A 21,676-nucleotide genomic window follows, 5' to 3' on the forward strand; every position below is an offset into this window, starting at 1 on the left:
CTCCGATCCCTTATCTATCTCACTTTTCCTTGAAGCTTATATACATAGGCTAGCACTTCGGCGACCGCCTGGAACAAATCTCCGGGAATACTGTCCCCAATCTCTGTTCTCTGGAATAACGCTCTGGCCAGCGGCTTATTTTCAATCGTAATAACGCCATGCTCCTTCGCAATCTCCTTTATTCGAAGGGCAACAAAGTCCTGACCTTTTGCCACAACCTGAGGAGCATCCATTTTAGAACCGTCATATTTCAGCGCAATAGCAAAGTGAGTCGGGTTCGTAATAATAACATCCGCTTTGGGGATTTCCTGCATCATTCTTTGTAATGCCATTCTGCGTTGTCTCTCACGGATCTTCCCTTTAACTAGAGGGTCGCCCTCCATCTTCTTATATTCATCTTTAATGTCCTGTTTCGACATTTTCAGATTTTTTTCATGCTCGTACCTTTGGTATAAAAAATCCACCACTGCCAGCACCAGAAGGGCGGCAGCAATTTTGATACCGAGATTCATTGTGATGTCTGCGGTGAAATAAAATGCTTGTTCTACAGGGATACGGCTTAAGCCGGCTAACTGATCCTTCTCGCCCCATAACGTTGAATATACGAGGTATCCTATAATAATCAGCTTCATAATAGATTTAAAAAACTCCATCAGAGAGCGCATAGAAAAAATCTGCTTCAACCCTTTAAGCGGATTGAGCTTGCTGAATTTCGGCTTCAAAAGCTCACCAGTAAACAGGAATCCTACTTGAGCGTAATTGGCTACAACCGCCATGACAAATACCGCCAAAAAAATCGGTGCGAGCAACAGCAAAATTTGAATCCCATACTCGCCAAACATCATCATTACATTTTCCGAATTCACGTCCATGGTGAGACGATTCAGGAAAATGTCACTGTATAGAGAGACCAGCTTTTCTTTAAAATAGCCGCCGAACATGAGAAGACTAAAAAATCCGCTGATCAGCACGACAGCTCCCGGTATCTCCTGACTCTTGGCGATTTGTCCCTTCTTTCTTGCATCCTGCCGTTTTTTCGGGGTTGCTTTCTCGGTTTTCTCTCCGGCGAACATTTGCAAATTAAGCTTATACCGATGCGTCACGAACAAACCTCCCGAATCTATGACGGTTGATTCCCTAAGGTTCCGAACAGATTATGAAGCGCACGGAACATCACTTCGAATAAATGCTCGAAAGCATAAACAAAACCGGAAACCAATAGCATCAGCATGGCAAGACCTACAATGATTTTTAAAGGGATGCCGATGACAAAAACATTGAATTGAGGTGCTGTACGAGCCAGAAATCCTAATGCAACATCCGTCAGAAAAAGTGCTGCAATTAGCGGGGCGGCCATTTGGAACGCTAGTACGAAGGACTGTCCAAATGCGCTAACCAGAAACTCCGTAACATTCCCAGAGGCTAACCTTAGAAACACATCATTGTTTAATGGAATCCAGTTATAACTCCGGATAACCGCATCAAGCAAATAGTGATGGCCATTGATACTGAAGAAGATCAGAGTTGCAAAGATATACTTGAAATTACCGATTACCGGTGCTGATGTTCCTGTCATCGGATCAATCACATTAGCGATCCCGAAACCGATTTGAATATCAATGAACGAGCCTGCTGTTTGAATAACCGCGAATATCATATAAGCCACAAAACCCATTAATAATCCAATCAGGACCTCTCGCAAGATCAAAAGAATATACTCCAGATCTGCAGGTACAGGCTGATTTACTCCCTGGATCAATAAAATGAATAAAGAAATGATCCCTGAAATACCGATCTTAAAGGATGTCGGTATATTTCGCGATGAAAAAACAGGCGCAACAACAAAAAATGCGGTCATTCGACAAAAGATAAGCATAAAGACTGAAATACTCTGTACAATCAGCTCTGTCATCATATAATCAGCCTATCCGATGAAATTAGCCAGGTTGTTTAGGATGCCATAAGTAAAATCAACCAGCGTAGATAAAATCCAGGGTCCGAACATCAGCAAAGCAACCAGTACAGCTATAATCTTTGGTACAAAGGCAAGCGTCTGCTCCTGAATCTGGGTTGTAGCTTGAAAGATACTGATGATCAAGCCCACAACCAATGCGATTACCATCATCGGGGCACTCGCCTTCAAAACGGTATAAACGGCTTGTCCGGCCAATCCGATAATAAATTCCGAACTCATCACCGTCATCCCCTTCATCAATATAAGTACAGATATTACGTTATAAAGCTCGCCAATAGCGATTTCACAACCAAGTACCAACCATCCACTAGAACAAACAACAAAATCTTAAACGGTAATGAGATCATTACCGGTGGCAACATCATCATCCCCATAGACATAAGCACACTTGCAACTACAATATCGATGATCAGAAAGGGGATAAATATCATGAAGCCCATTTGAAATGCCGTTTTAAGTTCACTGATGGCATAAGCGGGAACCATAACAGTTAACGGGATATCTTCGTAACTCTCAGGTTTTTCCGTCTTGGTGTAGCTCATAAAAAGCTGTAAATCCTTAGGTCGTGTATGTGAATACATAAACTTCTTCATCGGAACAGCAGCCTTGTCTAAAGCCTCTGTCTGTGAAATTTCACCCTTGATATAGGGTTGAAGAGCCACTTCATTCACAGTTGACAATGTCGGACTCATAACGAAAAGGGTCAAAAACAAAGCCAGACCTATCAGCACTTGGTTGGGTGGCATAGACTGCGTCCCAAGTGAACTCCGTACAAATCCCAGTACGATTACAATCCGGGTAAAGCTCGTCATAAGCACCAGAATAGCCGGCGCTACGCTCAATACAGTAATGATTAGAATCAAGGATAAAGAGCTCGTCCCAGCTTCCGAGCCCGCTCCCCCGCCGATTGAGATGTCTATCCCCGGAATAGGGTCTACTGGGGCAGCCGATGCAGTAGCTACAACAAAAACGCTCATGAAAACCAAAAGCAGAGTTAAAACAAGGATCTTATTCTTCATGAATCCCTCAACCGATCTGTAGATTGTTGTTCCTCATCCTTCAGCAGTGCTTCCATCTGTGACTTGCGGTTAGGCATTTTCTGCAACTGAGAGTGAAACACTTCGTGAAAAGCCGTTTCATCAAGCTCTTCTGACTCTGAAGCAGGCACTTTGCGAATACGGGAGATGAGGCCACTGAACAGCGTGGATATCCCCGCAAACTCGCTCCCTTCACTCTCAAAAGCCTGCTGAACCGCCAGTATCTCTTCCACGTCGGTAATTTTATCAAGTAAGGTGATATTCTCGCCCACGCCTACCAGATAGATTCTATCACCGATTTCTACGACCTGAAGCGACTTGTTCTGTCCCACTCCAACTGCACCAAGGGTACGAATAGCCCCGCCCTGCGTCAGTATCCGGTTTCTCTTGCCCAAGAATTTAATCACTAGAACTATCAAAGCGATGATTAGAGCAAGTGCAAAAATGACCGAAATCAGATTGCTCCAGATATTCACGTCACCGCCTAGATCCAAAGGCCCTTCCTGCTGTGAAAGAAACATAGCCTAGCCTACAATCCCAAGGTTTTGTTAATCGCTTCGATAACTCGGTCAGACGCAAACGGCTTCACGATGAAATCTTTTGCGCCTGCTTGAATCGCATCAATAACCATCGCTTGTTGACCCATCGCAGAACACATAATAACTCTAGCATTCGCATCCATTTTCTTGATCTCTTTCAATGCCGCAATTCCATCCATCTCCGGCATCGTAATATCCATAGTAACAAGATCCGGACGCAACTCTTTAAACTTTTCGACAGCTTGTGCTCCGTCCTGTGCTTCACCAACAACCTCAAATCCGTTTTTTGTCAAAATATCACGGATCATCATTCTCATAAATGCTGCATCGTCCACGATAAGAATTCGGTTAGCCATTGATTAAAAATCCTCCCTAAGGTTCTCTATTGTAATTTTTGAATGCGGTCCCATTGGCTCACTATATCTGTAACCCGAACACCAAAGTTCTCATCGATAACGACAACCTCGCCTTTAGCGATCAACTTATTGTTTACCAATATGTCAACCGGCTCCCCGGCCAGCTTGTCCAACTCGATAATCGAACCCTGTGACAATTCCAGAATATCTTTGATCTGCTTTTGGGTCCTTCCTAATTCTACGGTGACTTTGAGGGGAATGTCCATCAATAAGTTTAAATTATTTGCGTCGGTTTGGCCGAAAGCCGGATTCCCCAAATTTGCGAACTGAACAGGCTGTACATTAATTCCGCGCCCACCGCCATTTCCAAAATGCTGCGGCTCATTATACGGCCGTTCTTGCGGAGGATAATAGTATCCCGGCTGCTGCATTTGCGGCTGATTAGGCTGCTGATACGGTGGTTGCTGATAAGCCTGCTGTTGCATAGGTTCATTTGATGGCTGGAAGGTCGGCGCAGGAGCTTCGTATACCGGGGCTGCTGCGGCTACTTCTTCCGCTGCGCTCTGCGGCTGGCTGTCTGCTGATGCCCCACCAATCAAGCTCTCTACCATTTCTTTTGAAAAGTTAACTGTTAACAGCTGCATGATCGTGGAGTCGATCAGATCCCCGATCGTTAACCGGAACGAAATTTTGATCAATGTCTCGTCTGGAGGCAGACTGTTCGCACCCGAGCCGTCAGACATATCGAGGATGTCAATCCCTGGTGGCGAAATGTTTACAAACCGATTAAAAATCGTAGACATGGAGGTTGCCGATGAGCCCATCATTTGGTTCATTGCTTCTTGAACCGCACTGATGTGAATCTCATTCAATTCCTCCTCCGCAGGATTCCCTTCTCCTCCCAGCATCAAATCCGCAATGACTTGGGCGTCGCGCGTCTTAATAACCAAGGAGTTAACTCCCTCGAACCCGTCCACATATTGAACATGAATAGCTACATGCGGCTTAGGAAATTCCGTTTCGAACTGAGCACGGTTAATGATCGAAACTTTAGGAGTAGTAATATCTACTTTTCTATTCAGCAATGTGGACAATGCAGTAGCTGCACTACCAAAGGTGATGTTTCCGATTTCCCCCAAGGCGTCTTGTTCAAGCGGCGTGAGATAATCAGATACGGTTTTCTCAGCAGGTACAGGATCGGACATAGACTGCTTAAGCAGCGCATCAATCTCTTCCTGTGATAAATAATCTTTACTCGTCAAGTTCCTCAACTCCTTCGCTGACAATTTCATCAATTTGAACGGCAACCCTATCTCTTGTCATCCCTGGACTTCCGATATATTTAAGCCGGTTCCCTACTCTGATGGCAAGCCCATCTTCAACCTGCTTGTTCAGCGAAATCACATCGCCGATTTGCAGTTCCAGAAATTCCTTCACTGAGATCTGAGACTCGCCAAGCTCCGCAACAATCGGCAATTTTGCGCGATTGACGCGATGCTGCAATGCGTCAATTTCTTCGGGAGCGCGATTTTTTTTCTGGGATACAAACCAGTGATGCACGGACAGCTTAGACATAATCGGCTCGATGACGACATGAGGGATACATAGATTAATCATCCCCGAGGTGTCCCCGATCTTCGTGCTCAGCGATATCAATGCAATCGTCTCATTCGGCGATACGATCTGCATAAACTGAGGATTTGTCTCCAAACCCTCCATTCGCGGATTAATATCGATAACCGTCTTCCAAGCCTCTTGTAAGCTTTCAAAAGCTCTACTGAATATACGCTCCATAATAATCGTTTCAATTTCAGTTAAAGAGCCGATTTTTGAAGGGGCTGTCCCTACACCGCCAAGAAGTCTGTCCAGCATGGCAAACGCAACGTTGGGATGTACCTCCAGCACCATTCTGCCTTCAAGAGGTTCAGCCTCAAAGATATTCAAAATCGTCATTTTAGGTATGGAGCGAATAAACTCATCGTAAGGAAGCTGTTCGACCTGCACCACATTAATCTGTACGAATGTCCGAAGCTGTGCCGAGAAATAAGTGGTGAGGAACCTGGCAAAGTTTTCATGGATTCGCGTTAAGCTTCGAATATGATCCTTGGAGAAGCGGACCGCTCTTTTGAAGTCATAAGATCTGATCTTTCTTTGCGTCTCTTCCTTCTTCAATTCCTCGGCATCCATTTCACCGGAGGAAAGTGCGGCCAGCAATGCGTCAATCTCATTTTGCGATAATACATCTACCAAACAACTCACCTCCTTAACAAAAATGGAATGCGACCGATATGTTTATATTGTTGTTATGATGTAATCGGTAATATCGATCTGTACCACTTTTCCTTCTGGAAGTGATTGGTTGATCAGGTTCAGCAGCTTTGAGCTAAGATTGTCTTTGCCTATAGATCCGGTCAAATCTTCCGGATTCGTGTCCGCAAGAGTTTTAATAATGATTGGCTTCACCTTAAAATCCTTAATTTGATCAAAGGATGCTTTAGACGCCTCTTTGTCAAGCTGAAACGCAAAATTGATAACTACGACATAGTTAGGATCCGACAAATTCGTTTTTATTTGATCAATTGTTGCCGTTACCTTCACTAGTTCTTCAGCCGACAGCCTTGGAGGCGAACCTACCTCGGCAACCGAAGCGTTCACTTCTGTTCCTGCTTCGGGACGTGTCATTTGGTTCATTAATAGAAAAGCGGCGAGTACAATCAGCGTGATGGCAAGTAAAATCGTAATTAGCCATGGCACCATTTTTTTCATGACAATTCCTCCGTTTGTTGCACTTTAATGGTTGCAGCGTGGATACCGATCTCGCTATAGTACTCCTTGACCATCGCAATGACTTCTGCTGCTTTTTCCAGAACGATGATACGCTTGCCGGTAATCAGCGTTACGTATGTATCCGGAGTCTCTTCGACAGTTTCGATCATTAGTGCATTAAGCCACATCGGCGAACCGTTCAACCTTGTTACAGAAATCAATACTCTCCCTCCAATCGGGCCAGGGAAGGAAGTTTATCCTTCCCCGTCCCCGTTCATCCTAGCGTTTCAGGTTAACGACTTCCTGAAGAACTTCATCAGAAGTTGTGATAATGCGCGAATTCGCCTGAAAACCACGTTGAGCAACGATCATCTCAGTAAATTCGCCCGTCAGGTCGACGTTGGACATTTCAAGCTGACCGGCCACAATTGCCCCTGTGCCATCTTCGGCGTTATTCGCAGTTGTAGGGACGAGTTCGCCTTCTGCATGAGCGTTCAAAGTCATCCGATACAGATTACCTCCGATTTTCTCTAAGCCCTCTGGATTTGATACCTTGGCAACACCAATTTGAGCGCCTGCTTCAGTTGTACCATCACTCATCTTTTGAACGATCGTGCCGTCGGCAGAGATTGAGAAAGCAGTCACATCTTCTCCGAGCGCCGCAAGAGGCTCTCCGCCCGCGTCACAAACCAATAGGCCGTCAGATGTAACTAATTGTCTGGAAGCATCCAGGTGGAAATCTCCTGCACGAGTGAGGAAAGCTACGTCTTGATCTGGTGACAACTTAACCAGGAAAAAACCGTCCCCGTCAATCCGCAAATCAAGCGGATTATTTGTCGTCATCGCGCTACCGCCGGTATGCAGCGTGTCGATGGATCCGATCGATACACCGAGTCCGATCTGCTTGGCATTAATACCACCGCTCTCTCCTTCCTCAGGTGCAGTTACGCCCGATACTGTCTGGCTCATAATGTCTTTAAACATAACACGTCCAGCCTTAAAGCCGACGGTGTTCACATTCGCGATGTTATTCCCGATTACGTCCAGCTTGGTCTGAAAACCGCGCATTCCTGAAACGCCCGAATACATGGATCTAAGCATCTTTTAATTCCTCCTAAAATAAAATTTGAAGTTGAGGCCGCATCATTCGATCCGCGTCCTCATTGGCTTCCGATACCGGGCCAGCCATAATCATGATGAGATGATGACGGCGCTATCGATTTGCGTGAATACATTGTCTTTCATGCTGCTCCCATCCATCGCAGTCACTACGGTTCGATTGCTTACATTCACAATTAGCGCCATATCTTGAAGTAAAATCAGCGAGTCTTTAGCCCCTTTAGCAGCAGCATGCTCAATCGCAGATTCTATCTTTTGAATCTGTTCCGGCTTCAATTCAATACCTCTCTGCTCTAAACGCTTGACAGCATGATTACTGAAATGAAGCAGCTTGCTCTGAAGGACATCTTTAAATTCAACTGTTGAAGATGTATCCGAGTTCCCCGGACGCTTCCCTGCTGTCGATATACCCGGCTGGATCTTGCCCGGATAAAGGGCTCCGATACGGATCGGTTCGTTCATTTGAATCACTCCCCTTGGCCGCTGCCTGAGAGATCTTCAACCACACCTGCATTTTCTTCCGGTGCGTCTTCAACTTGCTGAATGTCCGAGATTTGGATTTCCTTGCTTCCAACCTTGACATAGTGCACGCCGTTACGAACAATAATGGAATCCACCAGGCCGCTCTCATAAGTTGTAATAACTTCAGAAGTTCCTGTAGATATATCGTAATTCCCTGTTTTCGTCTCTCCTAACCAGCTGACAACTTTGCCAATCAATCCAGAGTTATTCCCCAGAGATTGACTCATTGCCGATAATTGAGAGGAGATGTTAACTAGCTGCTCCACGGATGTGAATTGCGCCATCTGGGCGATCATATCTTTGTTGTCCATGGGAGACAAAGGATCCTGATTCTGCATCTGCGTGATCATCAGCTTGAGAAATGCATCTTTACCTAATTCATTATTGGTTTGCGTAGAAGCATTTGAGCTGGAGTAGTTGGACCAAACAGAGGTCGTATTAATAGATGTAGCCATGTTTGTGTACCTCCTTCCATTAGACTCGTGCGACAAAAGAACTGCCCAATCCAGCTTCACGTGTCCGAACCTCAGTCATCCATTCCGTCCATTCTTCATTCAAATCCTGTACGGAAAGAAGGTCTTCTTCTCGGATTTCGTTACGGCGTCTGTCGCTATGCTGTTGATTCAAGTTGGAAGAATTCCCTTGTTGACGGCCATCCTGATACATATGCGAAGACAAGCCGGCATTTTGCGTCACTTCCAGCTTATTTACTTGCAGACCCTGAGACTGAAGCGCAGAACGCAGTTGGGCCATTTGACCTTCAAGAGATTCCTTTGCAAACAAATGCTCTGTCACGAACTGAGCAACCATATGGCCATTTTGCATCGTGATTTTTATGTCCACTTGACCAAGGTGTTCAGGATAGAGAGAGATTCTTGCTTCGGAAACACCGCCAGCCTTGATAATCTCTAGCTTGTTTACGATAAACTTGCCGACTTCTTCACTGAATTTTTCCACAGGAACCTGGGTTGCCGGAATCTTCAATGCTGCCGCAGAATTATCACGAAGTGCAAGTTGACCGGCTGTTACGATCGTTCCAGACTGAATCCAACCATCGGTCTCAGTTAGGGAACTCTCGGTTACGGCCTGTTTGCTGCCGGCTGCCGGATTTGATTCTTCGACATGCTGTACTACCTGGAGCGGAGCCGTGTCAGTGACAGTCTTTAGGCTATCAGCAGCAAATCGATGATTGGTTATTCCGGTGGTCTGAAGCTGCTTTGCATCCTGATTCGCTAATCCTAGCTGGTTGACCAGCTTCCCTGCAAATTCACTTCCAGCAGTTTGGCGGTTGCGGTCTGCTGTGCCTTTCTCTGCAGACACTCCCGCATTCGTCAGGATGGCTTGAAGAGACTCCAGAATCGATGTCGCTTGCCCGGAGGTCACATTTGTAAGCTCTGGTTGATTCGTACCGCTTCTTTGCGCAAGTTGCATTATCACATCTTGTAATGCAAAACGGATCGTCTGCGGCTGTTCCGCCAAAGTCAGCAATGCTTCGTTGGAAGCATTCTGTTCTGCCACTTGATTGGATGTACTATTGAGGAAAGAAATCGCACTTTGCAACCAGCTTTGAAGCATGTCCAAAAGCTCCCCGCTATAGGAAGATTCCTTGTCAGCTTCCTCCAGCTGTGCAACTAGTCCTTCAAGCAACCCTGCCAAATCTACCTCGGCATTATTCTCAGCATTCTCGGATGAATTAGCCAAGGACAACAAGGTCAGCTGTGCCGCCAAACCGCCTTCTTGAGTTGCCGCTTCTCCGCCAATCATGGTTGATAACGCCAAGCCAAAGGCAGAATCACTTCCTTGCGTGCCCGAGCTTTTGGTTGCCGAACCGGTCCACAAGCCTCCTAGCGCGGAGTTAGAAGATACATTAGATACAGATTGACTCATTTTTTCACCTCCTTTCATAATTCTTCAATGTCTTATTTTGTTACCAGTTGATTCATGATCTTGACGGACAGCTGTTCATCCGCCTTCATCATCTCTTCTAAAATGCTTGATCTTGTTGAATCCCCGACTGCTTTAAGAATTCTTAATGCTTTGTCAGGGCTGATTTTGTAAGTCTGTACAATCAGTTTGGCAGCTGACTCAGCCGGGAGCGACGAGAAAGTTTGACTCAACTGAGTATCCGTTAGACCCGTTGATGCTGACGGTGTAGATCCAGCTTCTTCAGCGGCCTCTTTTTTAAGCCTGGATTGCAAAGCCGCAATCGCCAGATCTTCAGAAGAATTTACATCCTTCAGCATAATTGAAATATCAGCAGCTTTCTGGGCGTCCATTTTCTCAAGAATAGCCGCCTTGCTCTCATTGTTCATCACACTCAGCATTTGAATTGCTTCCTCGGTGGTCAGCTTATCAAAGATCGCCGCGGCTTTGCTTGGACTCATTCCTGCATAGAGCTGCGCCAATTTTTTTACTTCTCTTTGATAAGCTGCTTGAGCTTCGCTCTGTTCAACGGCCGTCTGCTGTTCCTTTTCAGCTTCCAGCTGTTGTTCCAGCTCCTGGGCTTTAGTGGCCTGCTCAGAAACCTGCTTGTTGGCTTCTGCAAGCTGAGCCTCCTGCTCTGCCACCTGTTCTTTCAACTGCTTTAATGTAGCTTCAGTACTTTCCCGCTGCTTCTGCTCTTCCTCTTCCGCACTGATTTCACTATCATCCGTTTCGGTTGAAGCAACTTTAGAAGCAGAATCAGGGATCCAGTTTCTGACGATTGGAATTCTCTCACCGAAATTTATCAGCGATTCACGAAAATTCATATTGAATAAAGCCAGCAATACCCCAAGCAGCACTACAGTAAAGAGAATCGGTGTCATAAAAAACAAGAATCGCGAAAATCCGCCTACCGATTCCTCAATTTCTTCTTCAAAATCATTCTGAGCCATCTTGATTCCTCCTTCGCAAACCTAATGCATTGGCACTGCCTCCGATTACCGGCCTCTCATGGCAAAGCGGACCGTAGCCATTTCATCCAGTTCGTTCTGTTCCCGAAGAAGGCTCTCATGCTGAAATTTATCATTGGCCTTTTCTTTCGCCTTGAGCCATACCTTTTCGTCCAGCATTTTTCCGGTCAATACTGTCTTTTTTTGCTCTACCTTTTGTTCTGCACGCTGTACATCTCCAGTTTTGCGGAGAATACATTCGTTCAGATGCTCGAGATAGCGTTGAAGCTCTTGCAGCTTGATCATCGAAGCGCTGTTTTCCATTTCGTCCTGAAGAGTAAAATAGATTCGCTTCCGCTCTTCGTTCAGCTGCTCCAGTGAGTACTGTTCCATTTGCAGTTCTCCAACTGCCGCAGACAACATCCACTCAGCCTGCGTCTTTTCATTGGTTTTTAAATCGACGACCTTTTGATAGACGTAACGGAATTTCATGCTCTACTGCTCAGCTCCCACCCGAAAATTCTGATATCAAGCGTGCTCGAGATTCCTCGAGAGTAACTTTTTCATTCACTTTTTGCTTGGAAAAGCTATTAATGCTCTGAATTGCATCGATGGCTTCATCAATAGCCGCATTTGATCCATGCTGATAGGCTCCGATGTTGATCAGATCCTCCGATTCCTTATAGACGGCTAGGAGACGCTTGTAATTTTCCGCTGCATCATTCTGATCGTCAGATACGATATCCTTCATCACCCGACTGATGCTGGCCAAAATATCAATCGCCGGAAAGTGTCCTTTGTTCGCTATATTCCGGTTCAACACGATGTGCCCGTCCAGAATCCCCCGCACTGCATCGGCGATCGGCTCATTCATGTCGTCCCCGTCGACGAGCACGGTATAGAAGGCCGTGATTGAGCCTGTCGGACCTGTCCCCGCCCGTTCCATCAGTTTAGGCAACGCCGCAAACACGGAAGGCGTATACCCTCTCATTGCAGGCGGTTCGCCAACGGCGAGCCCGACTTCGCGAAGCGCCATTGCATAGCGCGTGACTGAATCCATCATCAGCATGACATTCAGCCCTCGATCGCGGAAATACTCAGCAATTGAAGTGGCGATAAGCGCCCCCTTCATCCGAATAAGCGCTGGCTGATCAGAGGTTGCCACGATTACGACAGAACGCTCAAGACCCTCCGGTCCCAAATCCCGTTCGATAAAATCCAGCACCTCTCTCCCCCGTTCACCGACCAAAGCGATGACGTTGACATCAGCTGCGGTGTTCCGGGCGATCATTCCCATCAAGGTACTCTTTCCGACACCAGAACCGGCAAATATCCCCACGCGTTGACCTTTGCCGATCGTAAGCAGTCCGTCAATGGCCCGAACCCCGATACTGATTGGCTCCGCTACTCGCGGCCGTGTCAAAGGATTCATGGGTTTATTCGAGGTTGAGTAATGTCCCATTCGCGAAGGCAGCAAGGAGCCATCCAGAGGTTGTCCCAATCCATCGAGCACCTTGCCGAGCAATTCAGAACCAACCTGAACCGTTAAGGGCTTCCCGGTTCCCACCACATCACAGCCTGGACCGATAGAGGTTAACTCGCCTAAAGGCATCAGCAGCACCTTATTATCACGAAACCCCACGACCTCCGCCTGCAGCGGTTGGGTGGATTTCCCCGGATAGATATAACAGACGTCGCCGATACTTGCATCCGGTCCTTCGGATTCAACCATGAGTCCAATCACCTGGGTTACTTTTCCGTTAATTCGCACCGGATCCACTTGTCTTAGATGTTCAATGTATCTATCTGGTTTCATACTCACCATCTCCGCTACTCCATTCGTCACTTTGTCTGGAGATTCGCAGAAGCTCCTTCTTGATTTCCTTAAGCTGAGTATCAACTTTGGCGTCTACGCTGCCGAACGAAGAACGGATTACGCAGCCCTTGTCGTGTACGGCCGGATCGGGAAGAATTTGCAGTTCTGCTTGTGAATCGATCACCAGACTTAATTCTTCTCTAGCTGCCTGCACAAATGAGAATTGAGCTGGAGATACACACAGGGTCAATATGCCTTGTTCTTTTTTACGAGACAAACTTTTTTTGATCAAATCAATGGTGTAATCCGGATTCATCTCCAGTTGCTTGTCGATCACTTTTTCGGCAATCGCACAACTAAGTTCAACCAGGAACGGTTCAGCTTCTTGAATAATTTGATCCTTCTCCACATAGGCCTGCTGGAGTACAGCAGAAGCTTCAGCCATCTTTCCGGAGATTTCATCCTGCAGATCTTCCAGAGCGCGCTGTTTCCCTTCTTCATAGCCTTCATTGAAGGCTTCGGATTTAACAGCTTCGATTAAATGCTCATCCTGCTCCCGCCGTTCATTCCACCAACGTTCTATCTCCGCCTTTGCCTCTTCCAGCATACGTTCTGCCTGTTCCGACGCGATTCTAATCTGGGATTCAGCAAAATCCTTGGCATCAGATAACATTTGGTTTCTTGCTTCTTCAGCGGCTAGATCCTGGGCCGAAGGCTTGTGTACGACTTCAGCCGCCTGGTGCTCCTCCTCATCTGATCGCTGCTCCTCAGGGACATCATATGTCCTTGCCAAATTCAGTTGTTTGAGAACTTCAACCGGCACATACTGGGATACTTTGATCAAATTAGACAATGATGTCATCTCCTCCGCCACGGGCAATGATTATCTCACCGGAATCTTCCAGTCTGCGGATCGTAGCCACAATCCGGGTCTGAGCTTCTTCAACATCACGCAACCGCACAGGCCCCATAAATTCCATTTCTTCCTTGAACGTATCCGACATCCGCTTGGACATATTGCGGAATACAGCGTCGCGGACCTCTTCGCTTGCCACCTTGAGCGCAAGCTGCAAATCGGCATTCTCGACGTCGCGGATAATGCGCTGGATCGAGCGGTTGTCGATATTGACAATATCCTCGAAAACGAACATGCGTTTCTTGATCTCTTCGGCCAATTCCGGATCCTGAATCTCCAGTGAATCGAGAATCGTACGTTCTGTTCCGCGATCGACGCCGTTGAGGATTTGAACAATCGCCTCGAGTCCCCCGGCAGTGGTGTAATCCTGAGTAACCGTCGCCGAGAGCTTTTGCTCCAGCACACGCTCCACCTGAGAAATAACCTCCGGCGATGTGCTGTCCATCATCGCAATTCTTCTCGCCACCTCAGCTTGCTTTTCCTGAGGAAGCGAGGACAGAATTGCCGCTGCTTGTTCGAATTGCAGATAGGACAAGACTAAAGCAATCGTCTGTTCATTCTCATTCTGAATAAAGTTCAGAATCTGGTTAGGATCTGCCTTGCGGGCAAAATCAAATGGTCGAACTTGAAGCGTAGCTGTAAGGCGGTTAATGATATCAATCGCTCTGGATTGACCAAGCGCCTTCTCCAAGATTTCCTTGGCGTAATTGATCCCGCCCTGAGTTATATATTCCTGTGCCAGACAAATTTGGTGAAATTCCGACATGATCATGTCTTTTTCCGTATTGTCTACCTTACGGACATTAGCGATTTCCAAGGTTAGTTGCTCAATTTCATCCTCACGCAAATGCTTAAAAATTTGTGCCGATACTTCAGGTCCAAGCGTTATAAGTAAAATCGCCGCTTTCTGCTTGCCTGATAATATGGGAGTCGTTGATTTTGACAATGCGTTCACCTCTATTCGTCAGCCAGCCAGGTACGGAGCAAATTGACGAATTCGTCCGGCTTTTTCTTGGCCAGCGTCTCTAGCTGTTTGCGCACCTGATTTTCATTTGTAACAGTATCCAGATTAATCGATGGGAATTCCGGAGTAAGCGGCATAGGAATTTCCTCTTCGATTTCTTCATTCTGTTTTCGTCCACGGCGTACCAGTACGACTACGACCCCGGCAATGGCAAGCAACGCTGCTGCAAGAGCTCCCCATACCAGCGGGCTGGAAAGACTGAGTCCAGAAGTTTTTGTATCGTCCTTATGAAAAGCTTGGGACAACACCGAAACTTTTTTAAGCAGTTCATCGTCTGTATAGGTACTACCAGAATCTGCTAGGTAGGAACCAACAATATTAGCCAAGACATTTTCGATTGCTGATTTTGTAGCAGGATCTAAAGTTTCTTGTCCGTTAGGTGGTTCAACAGCAACGTTAATGGTTAAATCTTTAATAACATATGGGCTAGCAATAATATCCTTAGTAATTCGGTTAACTTCATAGTTAACCGTCGAGGAGGATTCCTCTGAGGAAGTCGTAGTGTTGCTATTATCTGCTGCCGGATAATTAGCTACATCCGTTTCACCTGTTCCTGCTACACCGCTATCCGACGTGCCTTGACCGGTATAGCTTTTTTGAATTCGTTCAGCGCTGATTTCAATCCCCTTCATGTTTTCCGTATCCACGGGGGTTACCAGGTTTTCCTTCTGGCTGATCTGATCGAAATTCAGCTTAGACGTAACGAGGACCTCGACGCTATCCTGACCCATCAATCGAGCCAGAAACTGTCTAACGCTTTGCCTCACATCACTTTCGAACTTTTTCTGAAGCGTTAAGTTTTCTTGTACGGCTGTGGTCAGCGAACCGATCTGTCCCTTGCCCTCTCCGGTCGGCAACAGGATGGAATCATCGCTGGAGGAGAGTGATATATTTTCAATCGGCAGATTCGGTACAGAGGTCTTTACTAAGTTGAAATACCCGTCAACCGCTTCCTGATCCGGACGATAACCGGATTTGAAGGTTACAACCACAGAAGCAGAGGCCTTTTCTTTTTCATTAAGACTGGCAAAAACGTTCTCTGCCGGCAAATTGATCAATACTTTTGCATCCTGAATGCCATGCATCCGCTTAAGCAACTGTTCAACCTCGCCGTTCAGAGCGCTTTTGTATTTGACATTAAACTCATTATCAGTCATTCCGATCAAGGATGATCCTTCATTGAAGGCTTCCCATCCGATCGAGCCATTCTGAACAATACCTTGGGAACCTACATCGACCTTCACTCTGGAAGCATCTTTACTCGGAACAGATATGCTCGTCCCATCAGCACCAAGCTTGTAAGCAATTCCGCCGGTTTCAAGATGTTTGATGATCCCGGCCGCATCGGAAGAATCAAGATTTGTAAAAGCTACCTCATACTCAGTTTTCGAGAACTGTATGGTTAGCAATACGATAGCAAGCATTATGATTCCAACCGTGGAAAACAGCATGATTTTCTGCTTATTACTGAATCGGTTCCAGAATTCGGCAGCTTTCGTCCGATACTGGGCTATTCTTTCATTCACAATGTCACCCCATCACAAGCGTCCTGAAAATTCGTTAAATTTGCGTACGCATAATTTCTTGATAAGCCTCTATGACCTTGTTTCTCACTTGCGTAGTCAACTGCAAACTTAACATCGCTTGTTCTGAAGCAATCATGACTTCATCAGCACTGACCTGTCCAAGCAAAAATTTATTGTTCATTACCTGTACATTGCTTTCCTGTGCTGCAACACTATCCAATGCATCGGATAGATAAGCTCCAAAGTTTTTCATGCTTTCAGCAGGAGTCTGAGATACCGCTGTTTTTCCCGAGGTGTTTCCAACAGAACTCACGCTATTTAAAGCATTAAAGTCAATACTTTGAATCAATTTTCACCACTCCCGTCTCTATAGGTTTCGAATATCCGTTACTTACCAATCTGCAATGCTTTGGTGATCATAGCCTTACTGGCATTTAGCGCAGTGACGTTAGCTTCATACGATCTGGAGGCCGACATGACGTCTACCATTTCTTTCAAAACATCAACATTAGGCATATATACATACCCTTCACTGTTTGCATCCGGGTGCGTCGGATTATAAACCGGTTTGAAGTCAGAACTATCTTCCTTAATGGCAGTTACCTTAACCCCACGACTTGCCGTCTTATTACTTCCCAGCGCCTGATTCAAGGTTTCACTAAAGCTGCCGGTATTCAGGGGTGACATCACTACCGTCTTTCGACGATACGGAACCGCTTTACCGTCCACTACCGATGCTCTTGTTGTCTCTGCGTTGGCAATGTTGGAAGACACCACGTCCATACGAAGCCGTTGGGCAGTAAGTGCTGAGGCACTTATACTAAAGCTGTTGCTGATATTCATGTCTCACTATCTCCCTTCCACTGCGACCCGTTTCATCTTAATCTGGTAATTGACCTGTTCTACATATGCGTTGTAACGCAACTGGTTTTCCGCGAGTTGGGTCATTTCACTGTCAATGTCCACGTTATTCAAGTTATTATTCATCGAAGTCGATCGGTCGACGGTGACCGTCGGCCGAGCATTTTGAGCCGAAAGACCTATTTCCATATGTTTTTCGTTTGTTCGCCGCCCAACTAATGAGGGAGTCATGCTGTTCATTTCCGTTTTCAGTAAATTTTCAAATGATACGCTTGACCGTTTGTAATAAGGCGTATCCACATTTGCTATGTTGCCGACGAGCACCTCTTGTCTCAGATTAGCCGCCTGCAGCGCGGTTTCAAGCCGTTGAAACCCGATGCCGTTTAACAATTGCATGCTGCTGCCTCCTCAAAACTACTTACTTCCAATTTCTTTCTGAAAACCTTCCTCTTCTACTTCCACAAGACTTCACAAATCCCTCTTTTTTTCGACAAATAATTACAGAATCATTGTCTTTCGAATGTCCTACTTTTGAAAAAACTAGGAGAATGTCATATATCCTAAGTTTCGTGTAGAATCGACATATTTACAATATGAAAAAAGCACTATCTTTCATGTTTTTAATGATAAAATAGGTACAATTTGTATTTTTTTGCAATTTTAATGAGAAGTTCGTCTGATTATTCTGATAATAAATACACACAAACGACAAAAGACCACAAGACCCGAGAATAATTGGGTCCTATGGCCTCATATTAGCAATTCGTATCCTATAAAATGTATTGACTTAAATCGCGGTCCTTGGCAATATCCCCCAATTTGTCCCGGACATACTCAGGCGTAATGACCATCCGCTCCAAAGTTAATTCTGGGGCCTCGAAAGATAGATCCTCAAGCAATTTCTCCAAGATCGTATGCAGACGGCGGGCTCCGATGTTTTCATTATTAGCATTTACATTGGCTGCAATTGAAGCAATCTCTCGAATCGAGTCTGAAGAAAATTCAATCTCGATATTCTCTGTCCGAAGCAGTTCTGTATATTGCTTAGTGAGCGCATTCTTGGGCTCAGTCAAAATGGAGACGAAATCATCCAGTGACAAACTGCTGAGCTCGACCCGGATCGGAAAGCGCCCTTGAAGCTCGGGAATCAAATCGGATGGCTTCGCAATGTGAAAGGCACCGGCCGCAATGAACAGGATATAGTCTGTTTTCACAGGACCATACTTCGTCATAACTGTAGAACCTTCCACGATCGGAAGGATATCTCTCTGTACGCCCTCGCGGGATACATCAGGACCCGAGCCTTGCCCTTTACTGGCCACCTTGTCAATTTCATCGATGAAAATAATGCCGGACTGCTCTGCACGCTCCACTGCCTCCTGGATTAGATCATCCTGATCAATCAGCTTGGCAGCCTCTTCCTGCGTCAGCACTTTGCGCGCTTCTTTTACCGAGAGCTTGCGCTTCTTCGTGCGCTTCGGCAAAATATTGCCGAACATCTCCTGCATATTCATTCCCATCTGATCATTGCCTTGCCCTGCAAACATATCCATCATCGTCGGGGAATGATCCTCAACCTCGATCTCGACTATATCATTTTCAAGTTGCCCGGACAGCAATTTGAACCGCACCTGCCGACGGCTCTCTGTCACCTGACTGTCTTCCTCTTCCTTGCCTTCTGCAGGAGCATTATTGTCATTCTGATTGCCAAACAGCATCTCGAACGGATTACGATTGTTTTTAGCCTTGTTTCCGGACGGAACTAGAATTTGAACCAGTCGTTCATTCGCCAGTTCCTCGGCCCGATCCTTCACCTTCTCCGTCCGCTCCAGCTTGACTGTACGAATCGCACCCTCCACTAGATCGCGCACCATGGATTCTACATCACGTCCGACATATCCCACCTCAGTGAATTTGGTAGCTTCCACCTTCACAAAAGGAGCTCCCACCAGCTTCGCAAGTCTGCGGGCAATTTCCGTCTTCCCTACACCTGTAGGGCCAATCATTAATATATTTTTAGGTACAATCTCGTCTTGAACCTCATCGCTGAGCAAACTGCGGCGATAACGGTTCCGGAGTGCAACAGCAACCGATTTCTTCGCCTGCTTCTGTCCTACAATATACTTGTCGAGCTCAGCTACGATCTGTCTGGGCGTCAAATTAGCGTTTTGCATTGCAGCATCCCTCCGGTCATAGTTCTTCAACTATAATATTGCTGTTCGTATAGACACAAATTTCAGAAGCCACTTTGAGTGCTTCATAAGCAATCTCTTTAGCTTCCATCTGGGTATGCCGCTTCAAGGCTCTGGCAGCCGACAGTGCAAAATTGCCGCCTGATCCGATAGCCAGCACTTCATCATCAGGCTCAATGATTTCTCCGCCCCCCGAAATAAGCAACATTCCAGAACGATCCATAACGATCATCAATGCCTCCAGCTTTCGGAGCACCCGATCCTGTCGCCAATCCTTGGCTAATTCGACAGCTGCGCGTTGCAGGTTGCCGTGATGTTCCTCCAGCTTAGCCTCAAATTTCTCGAACAAGGTGATCGCATCTGCAACAGAGCCTGCAAATCCTGCTATAACCTGTCCTCGATATAATCTGCGAACCTTCTTGGCTGTTTGTTTCATGACAACACTCTCGCCGAAGGTAACCTGTCCGTCCCCCGCAATAGCACATTTGCCATTCTGGCGAACAGCACAGATTGTCGTGGCATGAAAACTAGGAATCATCGTACCGCTTCCTTCCTTTTTGATTAGCTCGCTGAATTACCGTATATTTATAGAGGTTATTCAAAAAGTCATCTTTTGATCACACGAAGTAATTCAAGAGGTAAATTCGACATCGAATCTTTCGTTCACCCTAAAACTCCAAGCGAATGCTTACGAGGTATGCTTCCTTTGGAAGCATTTCGCTCATGTAGGGTCTGCCTACACTCCGCTCCTCCTTCTTCGGGTTCTCGCAACCTTCTCGGTGCTGATAAGTTGACTTATTGAACTCGCACTTATAGTCCTTCCGTATCAATAAAAGACCTCAGACTGTCCAGCGCCCGATGCGCCAGCGCTTCATTCTTCTCCGCCTTCTTCCGGAATCTGGTATCCAGCTTTGGAAACAGGCCGAAATTCGCATTCATGGGTTGAAAATGCTCCACATCCGCATTCGTAACATATCTCGCCATGCTTCCGAGCGTCGTATCTTCCGGAAATACAATCCCTTCCCGTTCATGATAAGCTTGAGCAGCGTTAATTCCTGCGATCAAGCCGGAAGCAGCAGACTCTACATACCCTTCCACACCGGTCATTTGGCCTGCAAAGAAAAGAGTCGGACGTTCCTTGAGCTGATAAGTTGGAGACAGCAGCTTTGGAGAATTGATAAAGGTATTCCGGTGCATGACCCCGTACCGGACAAATTCGGCATTTTCAAGTCCGGGAATCATTGAAAATACTCGCTTTTGTTCTCCCCACTTCAGATGAGTCTGGAAGCCGACCAAATTGTACAAGGTTCCCGCGGCATTATCCTGACGCAATTGCACTACCGCATGAGGAAGTGTTCCGGTATGCGGATTGACCAAGCCAACCGGCTTCATCGGTCCGAACAGCGCCGTCTGCTTGCCGCGCCGCATCATAATCTCTATCGGCATGCAGCCCTCAAAATAAATCTCTTTCTCAAATTCCTTGAGCTGTGCGACCTCGGCCGTAATTAGAGCCTCGTAAAAGGCATCGAACTCTTCCTCGCTCATCGGACAATTCAGATAAGCCGCTTCGCCCTTATCATAGCGAGAAGCCAGGTACACTTTACTCATATCGATGGAATCCTTCTCCACAATCGGAGCAGCCGCATCGTAGAAATAGAAATAATCCTCACCCGTTAATTTCCGGATTTGCTCCGATAACGCCGGAGACGTCAGAGGACCGGTTGCAATAACTACAATTCCATCTTCAGGAATCTGGGTGAGTTCTTCATTTACAACCTCTACAAGCGGGTGCTCATGAAGAGAAGTGGTGATCTCGCCGGAAAACCCGTCACGGTCGACAGCAAGCGCTCCTCCGGCAGGCACCGCATTGCGGTCAGCCGAGCCGAGGACCAGAGAATTCAACATTCTCATCTCTTCCTTCAGCACACCCACCGCATTGGTAAGCCCGTTGGCCCGCAGCGAGTTGCTGCATACGAGCTCGGCAAATTTATCAGTATGATGGGCCGGTGTCTTTACGACCGGCCGCATTTCATATAACTTCACCGGAACGCCTCGGCTGGCAAGCTGCCATGCGGCTTCACTGCCAGCCAGACCCGCTCCGATGACAGTTACCTTCTTCGTGTCTGTCAATGTCTTATCCTCCCAGATCTTGCT

At 46.5% G+C, this 21,676-nt stretch carries 26 protein-coding genes; all 26 read right to left on the reverse strand.

Going from position 1 to position 21,676, the window contains the following annotated elements:
- Positions 1-14 precede the first annotated feature (14 nt).
- Positions 15-1,073 carry a flagellar biosynthesis protein FlhB gene (gene flhB / locus KQJ23_RS14660; protein ID WP_216479692.1) on the reverse strand — a complete coding sequence of 353 codons (1,059 nt, stop codon included), beginning with the start codon at positions 1,071-1,073 and terminating at the stop codon, positions 15-17.
- A gap of 47 nt (positions 1,074-1,120) precedes the next feature.
- Complete coding sequence (gene fliR / locus KQJ23_RS14665; RefSeq protein ID WP_216479619.1) at positions 1,121-1,915, reverse strand: flagellar biosynthetic protein FliR; 795 nt, start codon at positions 1,913-1,915, stop codon at positions 1,121-1,123.
- A 9-nt stretch (positions 1,916-1,924) separates the two neighbouring features.
- On the reverse strand, positions 1,925-2,194 hold the full coding sequence (fliQ, locus tag KQJ23_RS14670; RefSeq protein ID WP_216479620.1) for a flagellar biosynthesis protein FliQ: 270 nt from the start codon (positions 2,192-2,194) through the stop codon (positions 1,925-1,927).
- A 35-nt stretch (positions 2,195-2,229) separates the two neighbouring features.
- On the reverse strand, positions 2,230-2,994 hold the full coding sequence (gene fliP / locus KQJ23_RS14675; protein WP_216479621.1) for a flagellar type III secretion system pore protein FliP: 765 nt from the start codon (positions 2,992-2,994) through the stop codon (positions 2,230-2,232).
- Positions 2,991-3,488, reverse strand: a complete 498-nt coding sequence (locus KQJ23_RS14680) for a flagellar biosynthetic protein FliO (protein ID WP_346779403.1) — start codon at positions 3,486-3,488, stop codon at positions 2,991-2,993. Before KQJ23_RS14680 ends, fliP begins: the two co-directional genes overlap by 4 nt.
- Positions 3,489-3,541: 53 nt before the next feature.
- Positions 3,542-3,907: a response regulator gene (locus tag KQJ23_RS14685; protein WP_216479623.1), complete on the reverse strand. Its 366-nt coding sequence runs from the start codon at positions 3,905-3,907 to the stop codon at positions 3,542-3,544.
- Between the two features lie 26 nt (positions 3,908-3,933).
- A complete protein-coding gene (gene fliY / locus KQJ23_RS14690) occupies positions 3,934-5,169 on the reverse strand; it encodes a flagellar motor switch phosphatase FliY (protein WP_216479624.1) in 1,236 nt (411 codons plus the stop codon).
- Positions 5,159-6,157, reverse strand: coding sequence for a flagellar motor switch protein FliM (fliM, locus tag KQJ23_RS14695; protein ID WP_216479625.1), 999 nt, complete (start codon positions 6,155-6,157; stop codon positions 5,159-5,161). The genes fliY and fliM overlap by 11 nt, the downstream gene beginning before the upstream one ends.
- Positions 6,158-6,199: 42 nt before the next feature.
- Positions 6,200-6,673: a flagellar basal body-associated FliL family protein gene (locus KQJ23_RS14700; RefSeq protein ID WP_216479626.1), complete on the reverse strand. Its 474-nt coding sequence runs from the start codon at positions 6,671-6,673 to the stop codon at positions 6,200-6,202.
- The gene (locus KQJ23_RS14705; protein ID WP_044478357.1) at positions 6,670-6,894 is read right to left on the reverse strand and encodes a flagellar FlbD family protein; all 225 of its coding nucleotides are present in this window, start codon (positions 6,892-6,894) and stop codon (positions 6,670-6,672) included. Before KQJ23_RS14705 ends, KQJ23_RS14700 begins: the two co-directional genes overlap by 4 nt.
- A gap of 58 nt (positions 6,895-6,952) precedes the next feature.
- A complete protein-coding gene (gene flgG, locus KQJ23_RS14710; RefSeq protein ID WP_216479627.1) occupies positions 6,953-7,774 on the reverse strand; it encodes a flagellar basal body rod protein FlgG in 822 nt (273 codons plus the stop codon).
- A gap of 90 nt (positions 7,775-7,864) precedes the next feature.
- Positions 7,865-8,254, reverse strand: a complete 390-nt coding sequence (locus KQJ23_RS14715; protein WP_216479628.1) for a TIGR02530 family flagellar biosynthesis protein — start codon at positions 8,252-8,254, stop codon at positions 7,865-7,867.
- 5 nt (positions 8,255-8,259) lie between these two features.
- Positions 8,260-8,769 carry a flagellar hook assembly protein FlgD gene (locus KQJ23_RS14720; protein WP_216479629.1) on the reverse strand — a complete coding sequence of 170 codons (510 nt, stop codon included), beginning with the start codon at positions 8,767-8,769 and terminating at the stop codon, positions 8,260-8,262.
- A 19-nt stretch (positions 8,770-8,788) separates the two neighbouring features.
- Entirely contained in the window at positions 8,789-10,201 is a 1,413-nt protein-coding gene (locus KQJ23_RS14725; protein ID WP_216479630.1) for a flagellar hook-length control protein FliK, read from the reverse strand.
- 32 nt (positions 10,202-10,233) lie between these two features.
- Complete coding sequence (locus KQJ23_RS14730) at positions 10,234-11,121, reverse strand: MotE family protein (protein WP_346779404.1); 888 nt, start codon at positions 11,119-11,121, stop codon at positions 10,234-10,236.
- Between the two features lie 114 nt (positions 11,122-11,235).
- Entirely contained in the window at positions 11,236-11,679 is a 444-nt protein-coding gene (fliJ, locus tag KQJ23_RS14735) for a flagellar export protein FliJ (RefSeq protein ID WP_216479632.1), read from the reverse strand.
- A 10-nt stretch (positions 11,680-11,689) separates the two neighbouring features.
- Positions 11,690-13,012 carry a flagellar protein export ATPase FliI gene (gene fliI, locus KQJ23_RS14740; RefSeq protein ID WP_216479633.1) on the reverse strand — a complete coding sequence of 441 codons (1,323 nt, stop codon included), beginning with the start codon at positions 13,010-13,012 and terminating at the stop codon, positions 11,690-11,692.
- Positions 12,990-13,856, reverse strand: a complete 867-nt coding sequence (locus KQJ23_RS14745) for a FliH/SctL family protein (protein ID WP_216479634.1) — start codon at positions 13,854-13,856, stop codon at positions 12,990-12,992. The genes fliI and KQJ23_RS14745 overlap by 23 nt, the downstream gene beginning before the upstream one ends.
- Positions 13,849-14,865 carry a flagellar motor switch protein FliG gene (gene fliG / locus KQJ23_RS14750; protein ID WP_216479635.1) on the reverse strand — a complete coding sequence of 339 codons (1,017 nt, stop codon included), beginning with the start codon at positions 14,863-14,865 and terminating at the stop codon, positions 13,849-13,851. Before fliG ends, KQJ23_RS14745 begins: the two co-directional genes overlap by 8 nt.
- An 11-nt stretch (positions 14,866-14,876) precedes the next feature.
- Positions 14,877-16,469 (reverse strand): flagellar basal-body MS-ring/collar protein FliF, encoded by a 1,593-nt coding sequence (gene fliF, locus KQJ23_RS14755; RefSeq protein ID WP_216479636.1) that lies wholly within the window; start codon positions 16,467-16,469, stop codon positions 14,877-14,879.
- A gap of 34 nt (positions 16,470-16,503) precedes the next feature.
- Positions 16,504-16,818, reverse strand: a complete 315-nt coding sequence (gene fliE, locus KQJ23_RS14760) for a flagellar hook-basal body complex protein FliE (RefSeq protein WP_216479637.1) — start codon at positions 16,816-16,818, stop codon at positions 16,504-16,506.
- Positions 16,819-16,856: 38 nt separating this feature from the next.
- Positions 16,857-17,312 (reverse strand): flagellar basal body rod protein FlgC, encoded by a 456-nt coding sequence (flgC, locus tag KQJ23_RS14765; protein ID WP_216479638.1) that lies wholly within the window; start codon positions 17,310-17,312, stop codon positions 16,857-16,859.
- Positions 17,313-17,318: 6 nt separating this feature from the next.
- Positions 17,319-17,726, reverse strand: coding sequence for a flagellar basal body rod protein FlgB (gene flgB, locus KQJ23_RS14770; protein ID WP_216479639.1), 408 nt, complete (start codon positions 17,724-17,726; stop codon positions 17,319-17,321).
- A gap of 374 nt (positions 17,727-18,100) precedes the next feature.
- Positions 18,101-19,504, reverse strand: a complete 1,404-nt coding sequence (hslU, locus tag KQJ23_RS14775; protein ID WP_216479640.1) for an ATP-dependent protease ATPase subunit HslU — start codon at positions 19,502-19,504, stop codon at positions 18,101-18,103.
- Between the two features lie 16 nt (positions 19,505-19,520).
- Positions 19,521-20,060 (reverse strand): ATP-dependent protease subunit HslV, encoded by a 540-nt coding sequence (gene hslV, locus KQJ23_RS14780; protein ID WP_044478343.1) that lies wholly within the window; start codon positions 20,058-20,060, stop codon positions 19,521-19,523.
- A 272-nt stretch (positions 20,061-20,332) separates the two neighbouring features.
- Positions 20,333-21,652 (reverse strand): methylenetetrahydrofolate--tRNA-(uracil(54)-C(5))-methyltransferase (FADH(2)-oxidizing) TrmFO, encoded by a 1,320-nt coding sequence (trmFO, locus tag KQJ23_RS14785; protein ID WP_216479693.1) that lies wholly within the window; start codon positions 21,650-21,652, stop codon positions 20,333-20,335.
- Positions 21,653-21,676 lie beyond the last annotated feature (24 nt).

It is taken from the genome of Paenibacillus brevis, assembly GCF_018919145.1.
GTDB classification, from domain to species: domain Bacteria; phylum Bacillota; class Bacilli; order Paenibacillales; family Paenibacillaceae; genus Fontibacillus; species Fontibacillus brevis.

Bases quoted from the DNA above. Each gene is read 5' to 3' on its own strand.
- KQJ23_RS14685 (WP_216479623.1), bottom strand. From the start codon at position 3,907: ATGGCTAACCGAATTCTTATCGTGGACGATGCAGCATTTATGAGAATG.
- flgC (WP_216479638.1), bottom strand. From the start codon at position 17,312: ATGAATATCAGCAACAGCTTTAGTATAAGTGCCTCAGCACTTACTGCC.
- hslU (WP_216479640.1), bottom strand. From the start codon at position 19,504: ATGCAAAACGCTAATTTGACGCCCAGACAGATCGTAGCTGAGCTCGAC.
- flgB (WP_216479639.1), bottom strand. From the start codon at position 17,726: ATGCAATTGTTAAACGGCATCGGGTTTCAACGGCTTGAAACCGCGCTG.
- flgG (WP_216479627.1), bottom strand. From the start codon at position 7,774: ATGCTTAGATCCATGTATTCGGGCGTTTCAGGAATGCGCGGTTTTCAG.
- KQJ23_RS14720 (WP_216479629.1), bottom strand. From the start codon at position 8,769: ATGGCTACATCTATTAATACGACCTCTGTTTGGTCCAACTACTCCAGC.
- KQJ23_RS14700 (WP_216479626.1), bottom strand. From the start codon at position 6,673: ATGAAAAAAATGGTGCCATGGCTAATTACGATTTTACTTGCCATCACG.
- KQJ23_RS14730 (WP_346779404.1), bottom strand. From the start codon at position 11,121: ATGACACCGATTCTCTTTACTGTAGTGCTGCTTGGGGTATTGCTGGCT.
- fliI (WP_216479633.1), bottom strand. From the start codon at position 13,012: ATGGTGAGTATGAAACCAGATAGATACATTGAACATCTAAGACAAGTG.
- fliR (WP_216479619.1), bottom strand. From the start codon at position 1,915: ATGATGACAGAGCTGATTGTACAGAGTATTTCAGTCTTTATGCTTATC.
- flhB (WP_216479692.1), bottom strand. From the start codon at position 1,073: ATGTTCGCCGGAGAGAAAACCGAGAAAGCAACCCCGAAAAAACGGCAG.
- fliP (WP_216479621.1), bottom strand. From the start codon at position 2,994: ATGAAGAATAAGATCCTTGTTTTAACTCTGCTTTTGGTTTTCATGAGC.
- fliJ (WP_216479632.1), bottom strand. From the start codon at position 11,679: ATGAAATTCCGTTACGTCTATCAAAAGGTCGTCGATTTAAAAACCAAT.
- KQJ23_RS14715 (WP_216479628.1), bottom strand. From the start codon at position 8,254: ATGAACGAACCGATCCGTATCGGAGCCCTTTATCCGGGCAAGATCCAG.
- fliQ (WP_216479620.1), bottom strand. From the start codon at position 2,194: ATGAGTTCGGAATTTATTATCGGATTGGCCGGACAAGCCGTTTATACC.
- hslV (WP_044478343.1), bottom strand. From the start codon at position 20,060: ATGATTCCTAGTTTTCATGCCACGACAATCTGTGCTGTTCGCCAGAAT.
- KQJ23_RS14725 (WP_216479630.1), bottom strand. From the start codon at position 10,201: ATGAGTCAATCTGTATCTAATGTATCTTCTAACTCCGCGCTAGGAGGC.